Here is a 12,245-nt window from a genome sequence, read left to right on the forward strand (position 1 = left end):
AGAAGGTATTCAACGTGCAACGTCTGCTCCTCAGCCTGGCCACCACCCCCACGCCCCAGCCCACGCCCTCGCTGCGCGAGGGAATTACGCAGGACCAGGTGACCCCGGGCCTCCTGGGCTTTATCATGACGGCGTTCTTTGTGCTGGCCACGGCATTGCTCATCATGGATATGGTCCGGCGGATCCGGCGCGTCCGCTACCGCGCCCAGGTGGAGGAGGAGCGGATCGCAGCGGCTTCCGCGGCTGACATCGAAGCGGCAGAGGCTGCCGAGGCGGGATCCGCCGCGGCGGGGCCGGCGGCTGATCCAGCGGCAGGTTCACCGGCCGGCGATTCCTTCCAGGGACCGGCCGACGGCGGCGCGGACACCGGTCCCGGCAGCCGCCGCCAGTAGCTGGCTAGCTGAGCACGGCCAGGGCTATCGCCGCGAAGTGCGCGGCGAAGGCAACCACGGTCAGGGCATGGAACAGTTCGTGAAAGCCAAAGTGGCGGTAACTGAAGTTCGGCTTCCTCATCGCGTAAAAGACCGCGCCCGTGATGTAGAGCACCCCGCCAACGCAGATGAGGACGGCGGCAGGAATATTCGCCTGGAAGAACTGCGGGAGATAGAACAGCGATCCGCAGCCCAGGGCGATGTAGATCGGAACATAAAGCCAGCGCGGCGCGTTCGTCCATAGCAGCCGGAACAGGACGCCCAAAATGGCGCCGGACCAGATGACCCAGAGCAGCAGGACAGCCTGGGGCCGTTGCAGGAGGGTCCAGGCCAGCGGTGTGTAGGTCCCTGCGATCACCAGCATGATGTTGGTGTGGTCCAGCCGCTTGAGGACCATCTTGACCTTCGGGGACCAGTTGCCGCGATGGTAGACGGCGCTGATGCCGAACAACAGCACGCCGGTGGCCGCGTAGATGGCTGACGTGACCTTGCGGTCCGCGGTTGGGGCCAGCGCTACGAGGATTGTGCCCGCCACCAGGGCCAGCGGAGCGGCGACTGTATGGATCCAGCCCCGCCACTTGGGCTTGATCATCAGGAGCTCGGCCAGCCGGACGGCGGCCTCGTCCGCGGCGTTCGTCTCCGGGCCGGTTCCGGCGCGTGTGTTGCCGTCCGGTTGCGGCGTCCGGGGAGCGTCCGGGGTGTCGCTGTTCATTGCTCCAGAATAACTTACGCTTCAGTAAGTTACCGGCGAGTAACAGTGGAGTGATGTTGGATTCGGTTCCGGCCGGGACCGCCGGTGCTGCTGTGGACGGTAGCCTAGGATGTGCAAAGCGGAACGTACAGCAAGGAAGTCAGGTGAGAGAGCGCGTGGAGTTGCCCGGCTTCCTCTACGGCTTTTATGAGCGCAGGCTGCTCAAGGACCTGGCACGTGACCGCATTCCCCGGCATATCGGCGTCATGGTGGACGGCAACCGCCGCTGGGCCAGGCAGTTCAATGCCCCGACCAGCCAGGGCCACCAGGCGGGCGCGGACAAGATCCACGAGTTCCTTGGCTGGTGCCAGGAACTTGGGATCAAGGTGGTCACGCTGTACATGCTGTCCACGGACAACATGAACAGGTCCAGCGAAGAACTCGACCTGCTGATGGGCATCATCGCCAATACCCTGGACAGGCTGGACGAGGACGCCAACATCTCTGTGCATGCCATGGGTGCCCCTGAACTGTTGCCGGACTACCTGGCGCAGCGGCTCAACAAGCTGACGGCGCGCACCCCGGTCCGGGAAAAAATCCATGTCAACGTGGCCGTGGGGTACGGCGGCCGCCGGGAAATTGTTGATGCGGTACGCGAGCTGCTGCACGACGCCGTGGCCAAGGGCAAGGACATCAGCAAGCTGGCCGACGAACTCTGCGTAGACGATATCTCCCGGTTCCTCTACACACGGGGCCAGCCCGATCCGGACCTGGTGATCCGCACGTCCGGCGAACAGCGCCTCTCCGGGTTCCTGATGTGGCAGAGCGCCTACAGCGAGTTCTACTTCTGCGAGGCGCTGTGGCCGGCCTTCCGCAAGGTGGATTTCCTGCGCGCCCTCCGTGATTACGCCGGCAGGCAGCGGCGCTTCGGAGCCTGACATGCCCGGTTTACCTCGAGTTCACACCGGCGCAACAGGAATCGCCGCGTAATGGTTGCGGAAATTACTTCCGATGGATTTACGTTATATCCATCAGCAGGCAAAACCGCCGGCTGATCGGGGAGGCCAGTACATGGAGCGAGACATCGCGCCGGTTGTATGGGAGGCCGGACCCGGCCTCATGGCCGAGCCGGCTCACCACTAACACATCCGGGCTTGCGCCCGGGGCTGGAGTCGATGTGGCTACTTCTGAACAACTGCCCGCGGTCCTTTCCGACCAGGGAGAGAAAGCTACCTCTCGCGCCATGCGAGCCGCCTTAGAAACCGGTGCAGCGGAAGACGCCGCGGCCGGTTTTGCTGTTCCTGGAAGGGAAGCTGCCATCCACACCTTTGTGATCGACACCTCCGTCCTGCTCTCCGACCCCCGCGCGCTGCTGCGCTTTGCCGAACATGAGGTCGTCGTGCCGGTTGTGGTCATCACCGAGCTTGAAGCCAAGCGCCACGACCCCGAACTTGGCTACTTCGCCCGTAAGGCACTCCGGCTCCTCGACGACCTGCGGGTCAAACACGGCGGCCTGAACCAGCCCATTCCCATTGGTGACGACGGCGGCAGCCTCGTGGTGGAACTGAACCACATTTCCGCGGAGGTGCTTCCGCTGGGTTTCCGCAGCGGAGACAACGACAGCCGCATCCTCGCCGTCGCGAAGAACCTCGCGAATGAGGGCCGGAACGTGACGGTTGTGTCCAAGGACCTGCCCATGCGGGTTAAAGCCTCAGCGATGGGGCTAACCGCCGACGAGTACCGCAACGAGCTGGTGAAGGACTCGGGCTGGACCGGGGTGGCCGAGGTGGAAGCCGGCGAACAGGAGATCAACACGCTCTACGGGCACGAGCCCGTCTTTATTCCGGCGGCTGCTGAACTCCCTGTCAACACCGGACTGGTCCTGCTGTCCAACCGGGGCTCGGCCCTTGGCCGTGTCGGCGCCGACAAGCAGGTCCGCCTGGTGAAAGGTGACCGAGACGTTTTCGGCCTGCACGGGCGGTCCGCGGAACAGCGGCTGGCCATCGACATGCTGATGGATCCGGCCGTCGGGATCGTTTCCATCGGCGGCCGGGCCGGAACCGGCAAGTCGGCACTTGCCCTGTGCGCCGGCCTGGAGGCGGTGCTGGAGCGCCGCGAACACCGCAAGGTGATCGTGTTCCGGCCGCTCTACGCGGTGGGCGGGCAGGAACTCGGCTACCTCCCCGGCTCCGAGTCCGAGAAAATGAACCCCTGGGCGCAGGCTGTTTTTGACACCCTCGGCGCGCTGGTCAGCCAGGAGGTGGTGGAAGAGGTCATGGACCGCGGCATGCTCGAGGTCATGCCCCTCACCCACATCCGCGGCCGCTCCCTCCACGACGCTTTCGTGATCGTGGACGAGGCCCAGTCGCTCGAAAAGAACGTCCTGCTCACGGTCATGAGCCGCATCGGCCAGAACTCCAAGATCGTCCTCACCCACGACGTCGCCCAGCGCGATAACCTCCGCGTCGGACGCCACGACGGAATCGCCGCCGTCGTCGAAACCCTGAAAGGACACCCCCTCTTCGGCCACATCACCCTGACCCGCTCGGAACGCTCACCGATCGCAGCCCTGGTCACGGAACTGCTCGAGGGCTAGCCAGACAGAGGTGCGCGGGTGCCCCTTCCTCGGCGTGCTGGCTCGTTCCTCGCCTCTGACGCACGCTGCCGGAAGGGGCACCCGCGACATGGCCGGTCCGAGTGCTTCGCGTAGGAGCGCGTCGCGGCGCATCGGGCGCTGTAGGTCGCCCAGCGACCGCAGGCGCCCTTATGCGGTGTAAGCGGCGTCCCGAGGGGCCCGAGGCGAGCTTGCGAGCCTTGGGAAGGGACCTCCGCGCTAAGCGACGGCGAAGCGCTGGGCCGGAAGAACCCAGCCGCTGGCATGCACTCATATTGCGCCGAGAAACTTCGCCGCTGCCTCGTGACCGCTCACCTGGAGGGTCCAGTCGGGGCGTTTGAACGTTTCCGGGGTGAGCCGCACGTGCTGGACTGTTTCGACCTTGGTGCCCCACGCTTTCCGGGTGGTGCCGTTCAGTTCGTAGCCGAGGGAACGGGAGACGCCGAGGGAGGCTTCGTTCCAGCCGGCTGCTTCGGACTCGGCTACTTCTGCGCCCAGCCAGTCGAAGGCGTAGAGGGCGACGGCGGCGCGCATCTCCTTGCCCAGGCCGCGGCCCTGCACCGACTGCTTGAGCCAGGAGCCAGTGGTGACGGTTTTGAGTGTGGCGAAGTCCTTGGCCGCGACGTCCTGGCAGCCGATGAACCCGCCGTCGTGCCAAATGCCCAGGAGCAGTGTCCAGGACTCGGGGGTGCATTCGGCACGGCACCGCCAGTACCAGCGGGCCATGTTGGGGCCCAGCTCCTCGTCAGGCAACTCCGCCCACGGCATGCTGAACGGATTCCTGCCACGCTCGTGGATCCCGCTGCGGGCCGCCTCCACTGCCGCCGCGATGTCTTCATCCAGGATGGGGCGGAGTTCAAGGCGGGGCGTCGCCAGTCGAAGACCAGAAAGTGGCCAGATGTCGCTCAGTGTGGTCATCGGCGAATCATAATACGAAAGTAGGGGCTGTGTTCCCGGGCCGAGGCTTGTCACAGTCAGGCGGAGACATCCCAGGTGATGTGCTGCCGGACATCCGTGAGGCTCATTGATTGCGCCACGAACAGGTCGTCCAGCATGTACTCGTCCACAGCGATGATGCGCAGCCAATGGCCGTATTCTTCCGCCCCGGGTTCCAGGGACTGGCTGGCGACGCACACACCCGTGCCCAGGTCCACCCGGATCCGGGACTTTCCCGGCAGGCACAGCGGCGCCGCGGGATGGGCCGGGTGGTACGCGGCCGTGGGGCTCACCACCGCTTCCAGGACCGGGCGGCCCTCATGCTCCCGGCGGCTGACACCGTGCACTTCGACAGCGTTGCTGCCGGGGAATTCGATGGGCACGGGGGCGTTGCCAGCCAGTTCCACAGGGTCCAGGGCCGCGGAAAACCGTCCGTTGCCGAATCCCGGCTCGCCGTAGGCGGCTTCCGGGCGGCGCCGCACCAGGCCCTGGTCGTCGTAGACGGGAGTGACCAGATGCGGCGGCAGGAGCCAGGACTTCCGGGTGGCGCTGACGTACAGGCCGTCCCTGGAATCATTGATTCCGGTGGTGCTGTGCAGGACAAGTCCGTCCGCGGTTTCGAGCCGGAGTGCGCCCGGGCGGCGCAGCCATGCCCGGACCAGGGGTGCTCCCGGGCTGGGGGCCTCGGCGAAGGGCTCGTCCCAGTATTCAAAGCGCAGGGACTGCCACTTCCATGGGGAGGACCTGCAGAGGTTCCGGAAGAGGGCAGGATCCGCGGCGGCTGAACTGCTGTCCGGATCCGTCCGGTGCCGGGAGTCCCAGGTCGCCATATCCACAGTTTACGCGCGGGCGGTGCGTGGGGCAGCGGGAATCCAGTAGCATCCGAGGGTGATCCAACGACTGGGCGAACTCTGGCAGCACACCCCGCCGGCCTTCTGGCTGGTGCTTGCTGCCTGCGCCTACTTCGTGGTGATGGCTGTCCGGCTCACCGTCATCGACGTCCGGCATCACCTCCTGCCCAACCGGATCGTTTTCCCGTCCTACGCCGTGGCAGGGGCCCTCCTGCTCGCGGCAGCAGTTTTTGCCGGGGCGGGAATTGGCGCGGCCCAAAGTCCTGCCGGTCCGCTCGCAGGCCTGATGGCCGTGCCGGCCCTCCGGATAGTGGCCGGTGCAACCATCCTGTGGCTTTTCTACTTCCTTCTCCGGTTTGCGTACCCGCCAGGGATGGGGTTCGGCGACGTGAAACTGGCCGGAGTCCTTGGCATGTATCTTGGCTACCTTGGATGGGGCCACCTGTTCGCCGGCACCTTCCTGGCGTTCCTGCTGGGCGGCCTGTGGTCCATTGCGCTGCTGGCCGCGCGCAGGGGGACGCTGAAATCGTCCATTCCGTTCGGGCCGTTTATGCTCGCCGGCGCCGCCGCGGCGATGCTGCTGCCCGCCTGACGGGCTGGACCAGCCCGGGGTGCAGGCAGTTCGGTACGCTGGCTTAATGCCTGCGCCTGACTACGTCCTGAAACTCCGCAAGAAAATCGGCAACGACCCCCTCTGGGTCCCCGGCGTCCGGGGCGTCGTGGTTGATGACTCGGGCCGCGTCCTGCTGGCCCGGCGGGCCGACAACAGGCAGTGGGCCCTGATCAGCGGAATGCTCGATCCGGGGGAGCAGCCGGCGCGGGGCCTGGTGCGGGAAATTTTTGAGGAGACGGCGGTGGTGGCCGAACCCGAGCGCGTTGTCTCCGTCGGTGCGGTGGGTCCCATCACCTATCCAAACGGCGACGTCTGCGAGTTCCTGGACGTGGTGTTCCTGTGCCGCTACGTCTCGGGGACAGCCCGGGTGAATGACGACGAATCGATTGCCGTCGGCTGGTTCGGCCTGGATGAACTCCCCGACCTCATGGCCGGGCACCTCACCAGCATTCACCGTGCCCTGGCTCCGGCCGAGGCAGCCCATTTCGAACCCTGACCGCACGCCGCCGGGCCAAAGGCCCGGCGGACACAACAGGGGCGCCGCAACCCCCAAGACTGCGGCGTCCCAGCCAGTCCCGCACTCCTGCGCCACTGCCGGCAGGAGTACGACGGTGGTCAGTTGCGCTGGGAGACCAGCCCGCCGTCGTCGTCCTTAACGCTGTCCTGAACGCCGGCGGCTTCCGCCACGGCGCCGGATGCCTCAATGGGCAGACCCGCGGCGAGGCGCTCAGCCTCCTCACCACCGACGGCTTCGCCGCGGGCCACCATGCCGGCGGTGTCCGAGAGCGGGATCTGCTTCAGCGTGAGTGCCAGGACCAGCGCCACGGCAATAAACGGGATGAGGTACCAGAAGACCGGGGCCAGCGACTCGGCGTAGGCGTTGACGATGGCATCGCGCAGCTGCTCCGGAAGCTGGTTCAGCGCCTGCGGATCAAGGGTGCTGGTGGACTGTGCAGCCTGCTCGGCGGAGGCACCGGCGCCGGTAAAGGCCCCGGTAAGGGACTCGGAGAGCCGGTTGGTGAAGATCGAGCCGAAGATGGCCACGCCCATGGCCGCGCCCACCTCGCGGAAATAGTTGTTGGTGCTGGTGGCCGTGCCGATCTGGTCGGCCGGGACGGAGTTCTGCACCACGAGGACCACCACCTGCATGATCAGCCCCAGGCCGGCGCCGAAGATGAACAGCTGGACGCAGATGACCCAGATCGGGGTGCTGGCGGCGAGGGCAGTCATCCAGAACATGGCAGCCATGGTGAGGGCCGCGCCCAGGATGGGGAACATCTTGTACTTGCCCGTTTTGGAAATGCGGATGCCGGAGTAGATGGACGTTCCCATCAGGCCGGCCATCATCGGCAGCATCAGCAGGCCGGACTCGGCGGCCGAGGTGCCGGAGGACATCTGCAGGAAGGTAGGGACGAAGGCGATCGCGGAGAACATGCCCAGGCCAAGGGTGAAGCCGATGGCCGTGGCGTTGACGAAGATCCGGTTGCGGAACAGGCTCAGCGGAATGATGGGGTCGTCGGCCCGGCGCTCCACCATCACAAAGGCGGCAGCGGACAACACCATGCCGGCGCCGAAAGCCCAGGTGAGCGGGGAATCCCAGCCTTCGTCCTTCTTTCCGCCGAAATCGGTGAAGAAAATCAGGCAGGCGGTGGCGGCCGAAAGCAATACCACGCCCAGGATGTCGATCCGCTTTTCGGCCTTCTTGTTGGGCAGCGTCAGGGTGAACCAGGCGATGGCGAACGCGGCGATGCCGATGGGGATGTTGATGTAGAAGGCCCACTCCCAGGTCAGGTGGTCCACGAAGAAACCGCCCAGCAGGGGACCGGCCACGGCGGAAAGGCCAAAGATTGCGCCGAGGGGACCCATATACTTGCCGCGGTCCTTGGCCGGCACAATATCGGCAATGATGGCCTGCGACAGGATCATGAGGCCGCCGCCGCCCAGGCCCTGGATGGCGCGGAAGATCACCAAGCCCCAGAAGTCGGTGGCAAAGGCGCAGGCCACCGACGCCAGCGTGAACAGGGCGATGGCCACCAGGAACAGGTTCCGCCGGCCCAGGACGTCGCCGAACTTGCCGTAGATGGGCATCACGATAGTGGTGGCGAGCAGGTAGGCGGTGGTGATCCAGGCCTGGTGTTCCACCCCGCCCAGCTTGCCCACGATCGTGGGCATGGCGGTGGAGACGATGGTCTGGTCCAGGCTCGAAAGCAGCATCCCGGCGATCAGCGCCGAGAAGATGATCCAGATGCGTTTCTGCGTCAGCAGCAGGGGGCCCGCTGCTGTTGCCCTCTTATTGACGGCGATACTCATGGTTGTCCTTCTGCGGCGGTGGTGTCCGGCTGTTCGAATGGCTGGGAGAAGAGCAGGCTTGCGGCGGAGATGTTCTCCATCAGCAGCTCTTTGTAGGGGCGGGTGTTGCCGTCGGCAAAGTAGGCCATGCTGCTCTTCCTGGCGATGGTGCTGAGCAGCGCAACGGCCATCTGGACCACAGGGTGGTCAATAGCCACCCCTTCGCGCCGGGCCACGTCGCGGGCGAACTGTGCTTCCCGCCGCTCGGTCACCCCAATGAGGCGGAGGATCAGCTGGGGCTCTTTTTTGACGACGGCGATCAGCTCGCGGGTTTCCTCTTCCGAGGCCTCCATATCCTCGGACAGCCGCAGGGACAGCCGGACGAGGTCCCGGAACAGGGTGGGGGACAAGGCACCCGCTGGTGATGCTGCGCCACCCTCGATGAACTCCTGCAGGACATCGGCGGGCAGGTCATCGTCGGCGTGGCCGATGACGGCGTCTTCCTTGGCCGGGAAGTAGTTGAAGAACGTGCGGCGGGAAATCCCGGCGCGCTCGCAGACTTCCTCCACGGTGTAGCCGTTCAGGCCACGCTCGGCGGTCAGGGCACGGGCAGCGGAGGTGATGGCCGCACGGGTGGCGGCGCGCTTCCGCTCACGCAGTCCGCCCTCAATTAGTGCACTATCATTCACAAAGTGAAGTTTTGCACTAACACGGTCCTAGTGCAAATTTTGCGAAAGGCATAAGGAACGACGGCGGCCGCCCACCTTCGCTGGAAGGTGGGCGGCCGACGTCGTACTTCTCTTGTGGACCGGTGGGGAACTAGGCCTTGTGCGGCGGACGCGTCATGGACATAACGTCCAGTGCGGTATCCAGCTGCTCCTCGGTGACCTCGCCGCGCTCCAGGAAGCCCATGGCGACAACTGTCTCGCGGATGGTGAGGCCCTCGGCCACGGCCTTCTTGGCGATCTTCGCCGCGTTCTCGTAGCCGATGTACTTGTTCAGCGGCGTCACGATGGACGGAGATGCCTCTGCCAGGAAACGGGCGCGCTCCACGTTGGCGGTGATGCCGTCGATCATCTTGTCCGCCATGACGCGGCTGGTGTTGGCCAGCAGGCGCACGGATTCGAGCAGGTTTGCTGCCATCACCGGGATGCCGACGTTCAGCTCGAAGGCGCCGTTGGTGCCGGACCAGGCGATGGCGGTGTCATTGCCGATGACCTGGGCGGCCACCATGATGGACGCCTCGCAGATGACCGGGTTGACCTTGCCGGGCATGATCGAGGAGCCGGGCTGCAGGTCGGGGATGGCGATCTCGCCAAGTCCGGTGTTGGGCCCTGAGCCCATCCAGCGGAGATCGTTGTTGATCTTCATGAACGAGATGGCGATGTTGCGCAGCTGGCTGGACGCCTCAATCAGGCCGTCGCGGTTGGCCTGGGCCTCGAAGTGGTCGCGGGCCTCGGTGAGCGGGAGCCCGGTGTCCGTGGCGAGCAGTTCGATCACGCGTTCGGGGAAACCGGCCGGGGTGTTGATGCCGGTACCCACGGCCGTGCCGCCGAGCGGAACTTCGGCAACGCGGGGGAGGGAGGCGTTGATGCGCTCGATGCCGTACCGGACCTGCGCGGCGTAGCCGCCGAACTCCTGGCCGAGCGTCACCGGGGTGGCATCCATGAGGTGGGTGCGGCCGGACTTAACGACGTCCTTGAACTCCACGGCCTTGCGCTCCAGCGACTCGGCCAGGTAGCCGAGGGCCGGAATGAGGTCGTTGATCAGGGCCGACGTCGCTGCAACGTGAACCGACGTGGGGAAGACGTCGTTGGAGGACTGCGAGGCGTTGACGTGGTCGTTCGGGTGGACAACCTTGTCGCTGCCGGCGGCCTTCAGGGCACGGGAGGCGAGCTCGGCGATGACCTCGTTGGTGTTCATGTTCGAGGACGTGCCGGAGCCCGTCTGGAAGACGTCGATGGGGAAGTCGCCGTCGTACTTTCCGGCGGCCACCTCATCCGCCGCGTCTGCGATGGCCTTGGCAAGCTCTCCGTCGAGCACACCCAGTTCAGCGTTGGCCTGGGCGGCAGCCTTCTTGACCCGGGCCAGTGCTTCAATGTGCGCCCGTTCCAAAGTCTTGCCGGAAATGGGGAAGTTCTCCACTGCACGCTGCGTCTGCGCGCGGTACAGTGCGTTCACGGGGACGCGGACTTCGCCCATCGTGTCATGTTCAATGCGGAACTCTTCAGTGGAAGTCATGGGGCTAGCTTAGGGCGGTCCGGCATCCCATCGAAAACCGTGAAGAGCATGCTACGGGCGGACTTTTGCCTCCGCGCTAGAGCTCGCCGATCCCGGAAACAACGTTGGCGCGGCCCTCGGCCAGGCTGTACGAGAGGCCGATAACGGCGGTGCGTCCGCTTTCAATTGCGTCCGAGATCACACGCGAGCTGTCCGCCAGCCGCTGGGAGGTCTGCTTGACGTGCTCCACCACCATGTCGTTGACCTCGTGCTTGTCCTCGCGCATTGAGGTCAGCACCGACGGCGTGATGCGCTCCACCAGGTCGCGGATGAAGCCCGGGGGCATGTCGCCGGTGTCCACGGCGGCCTTGGTGGCGCTGACGGCGCCGCAGCTGTCGTGGCCCAGGATGGCAATCAGCGGCACCCCGAGCACGCTGACGCTGTACTCCAGCGAGCCCAGGACGGCGTCGTCGATAACCTGTCCTGCCGTGCGCACCACAAAGACATCACCGAGTCCGACGTCGAAAATGATTTCCGCGGCGAGCCGTGAGTCCGAGCAGCCGAAAATCACGGCGAAGGGGTGCTGGTTCTCCACCAGCGAGGACCTGCGCGAGGAGTCCTGGTTCGGGTGGGAGGATTGGCCGGCCACGAAGCGTTCGTTTCCTTCGCGCATCCGGCGCCAGGCAAGGGCAGGAGTCAGGTAGGTAGTCACCCTCCTTACCTTATGGGGCAGGGCTGGCCGCAGGTGAAACTGTGACGGCGGGGCTGCTGTCCAGGGACTTCACGACGGCGTCCGCCAGGGTGGCGAATTCGTCCAGTGGGGCTGCGCCGGAGAGGATGACGGTGGTTCCGCGGTACTCGAGCACCATCGATTTTTCGCCTTTGCCCGTGTCGCGGAGTTCCCATTCCTGCCCGCCGGCATTGCGGGATCCGGTGACCGGTGCGTTCTGTGTCTGCTGGAGGAGCCAGGTGGGATTGGCGGTGCGGGTCTGGATGAGTCCAATGAAGGACTCCTTGGGCGTGATGTAGCCGACCTCCCACGCAGGTACGCCGCTTGCCGTGCCGGCTTCCCACCTGGCGTAGTTCGGCCGGAAGGTGTTGCCGGTGTCCGGCGCTACCGGTGTGAATCCGGCCACATCTGTTGCGTTCCGGGCTGCGGCACTGACGTCGATGTCAGGCCGGTAGCCGTCGGTTTTGGGGGAAGGGTTCATCAGGACAATGGGCAGGAACGCCGCGATGCTGACCGCCAGTGCAATGATCATGCCGATCACGGAGGCGTTGGCCCGCTTGGCAGCAGCGGCCGGAATTACAGGCTTAACCGGGGCCGATCCTCCGGGTGCGCCGGCGCCGCTGTTGCTTCCGGATCCGGCTGGTTCGGGGGTGGGGCTGGTTCTTTCCTGCATTTCGCTCACCCCTCAATAGTCCCCCATGCCGGTGCACAACTCACATTCGCCGAAGCCGCGGCGGACGTCGCGCCCGGCGGGCACATTGCGCCGCGGCGTCATGCCGCTGCCCGAACGGAGTACCGCGACTATGATCAATATCAGAGGAATCACCGCGCTGCTGCACCGGCGGGGCGGGTTCAATGATCGCCACTCGA

At 65.6% G+C, this 12,245-nt stretch carries 13 protein-coding genes; 5 read left to right on the top strand and 8 right to left on the bottom strand.

Annotated elements, in window-relative coordinates; translation table 11 throughout:
* Window positions 1-14: 14 nt before the first annotated feature.
* Window positions 15-392, top strand: coding sequence for a hypothetical protein (locus tag FBY31_RS19970; protein ID WP_142044474.1), 378 nt, complete (start codon window positions 15-17; stop codon window positions 390-392).
* Between the two features lie 4 nt (window positions 393-396).
* On the opposite strand, the gene trhA is transcribed toward FBY31_RS19970, so the two are convergent.
* Entirely contained in the window at window positions 397-1,143 is a 747-nt protein-coding gene (trhA, locus tag FBY31_RS19975; RefSeq protein ID WP_235013145.1) for a PAQR family membrane homeostasis protein TrhA, read from the bottom strand.
* Between the two features lie 155 nt (window positions 1,144-1,298).
* On the opposite strand from trhA, the gene FBY31_RS19980 reads away from it, so the two are divergent.
* Both FBY31_RS19980 and FBY31_RS19985 read left to right on the top strand, forming a co-directional pair.
* Entirely contained in the window at window positions 1,299-2,060 is a 762-nt protein-coding gene (locus FBY31_RS19980; protein WP_142045588.1) for an isoprenyl transferase, read from the top strand.
* A 239-nt stretch (window positions 2,061-2,299) separates the two neighbouring features.
* Window positions 2,300-3,718: a PhoH family protein gene (locus FBY31_RS19985; protein ID WP_142044476.1), complete on the top strand. Its 1,419-nt coding sequence runs from the start codon at window positions 2,300-2,302 to the stop codon at window positions 3,716-3,718.
* Window positions 3,719-4,006: 288 nt separating this feature from the next.
* On the opposite strand, the gene FBY31_RS19990 is transcribed toward FBY31_RS19985, so the two are convergent.
* Both FBY31_RS19990 and FBY31_RS19995 read right to left on the bottom strand, forming a co-directional pair.
* Window positions 4,007-4,654: a GNAT family N-acetyltransferase gene (locus FBY31_RS19990; RefSeq protein ID WP_142044478.1), complete on the bottom strand. Its 648-nt coding sequence runs from the start codon at window positions 4,652-4,654 to the stop codon at window positions 4,007-4,009.
* A gap of 56 nt (window positions 4,655-4,710) precedes the next feature.
* The gene (locus FBY31_RS19995; RefSeq protein WP_200833415.1) at window positions 4,711-5,502 is read right to left on the bottom strand and encodes a hypothetical protein; all 792 of its coding nucleotides are present in this window, start codon (window positions 5,500-5,502) and stop codon (window positions 4,711-4,713) included.
* Window positions 5,503-5,560: 58 nt separating this feature from the next.
* Between FBY31_RS19995 and FBY31_RS20000 the strand changes: the two genes are divergently transcribed.
* Both FBY31_RS20000 and FBY31_RS20005 read left to right on the top strand, forming a co-directional pair.
* Complete coding sequence (locus FBY31_RS20000) at window positions 5,561-6,115, top strand: prepilin peptidase (protein WP_142044480.1); 555 nt, start codon at window positions 5,561-5,563, stop codon at window positions 6,113-6,115.
* Window positions 6,116-6,161: 46 nt separating this feature from the next.
* A complete protein-coding gene (locus FBY31_RS20005) occupies window positions 6,162-6,632 on the top strand; it encodes an NUDIX hydrolase (RefSeq protein WP_142044482.1) in 471 nt (156 codons plus the stop codon).
* Between the two features lie 119 nt (window positions 6,633-6,751).
* On the opposite strand, the gene FBY31_RS20010 is transcribed toward FBY31_RS20005, so the two are convergent.
* From FBY31_RS20010 to FBY31_RS20030, 5 genes are all read right to left on the bottom strand, one after another.
* Window positions 6,752-8,446 carry an MDR family MFS transporter gene (locus FBY31_RS20010; RefSeq protein ID WP_142044484.1) on the bottom strand — a complete coding sequence of 565 codons (1,695 nt, stop codon included), beginning with the start codon at window positions 8,444-8,446 and terminating at the stop codon, window positions 6,752-6,754.
* Window positions 8,443-9,114, bottom strand: a complete 672-nt coding sequence (locus FBY31_RS20015) for a TetR/AcrR family transcriptional regulator (protein WP_142044486.1) — start codon at window positions 9,112-9,114, stop codon at window positions 8,443-8,445. Before FBY31_RS20015 ends, FBY31_RS20010 begins: the two co-directional genes overlap by 4 nt.
* A gap of 130 nt (window positions 9,115-9,244) precedes the next feature.
* Complete coding sequence (locus FBY31_RS20020) at window positions 9,245-10,666, bottom strand: class II fumarate hydratase (protein WP_142044488.1); 1,422 nt, start codon at window positions 10,664-10,666, stop codon at window positions 9,245-9,247.
* Between the two features lie 76 nt (window positions 10,667-10,742).
* On the bottom strand, window positions 10,743-11,357 hold the full coding sequence (locus FBY31_RS20025) for a carbonic anhydrase (RefSeq protein WP_142044490.1): 615 nt from the start codon (window positions 11,355-11,357) through the stop codon (window positions 10,743-10,745).
* Between the two features lie 10 nt (window positions 11,358-11,367).
* Window positions 11,368-12,048, bottom strand: coding sequence for a DUF4245 domain-containing protein (locus tag FBY31_RS20030; protein ID WP_142045592.1), 681 nt, complete (start codon window positions 12,046-12,048; stop codon window positions 11,368-11,370).
* Between the last annotated feature and the right edge of the window lie 197 nt (window positions 12,049-12,245).

The sequence above is a fragment of the Arthrobacter sp. SLBN-100 genome, from assembly GCF_006715305.1.
In the GTDB taxonomy this organism is placed as follows: Bacteria; Actinomycetota; Actinomycetes; order Actinomycetales; family Micrococcaceae; genus Arthrobacter.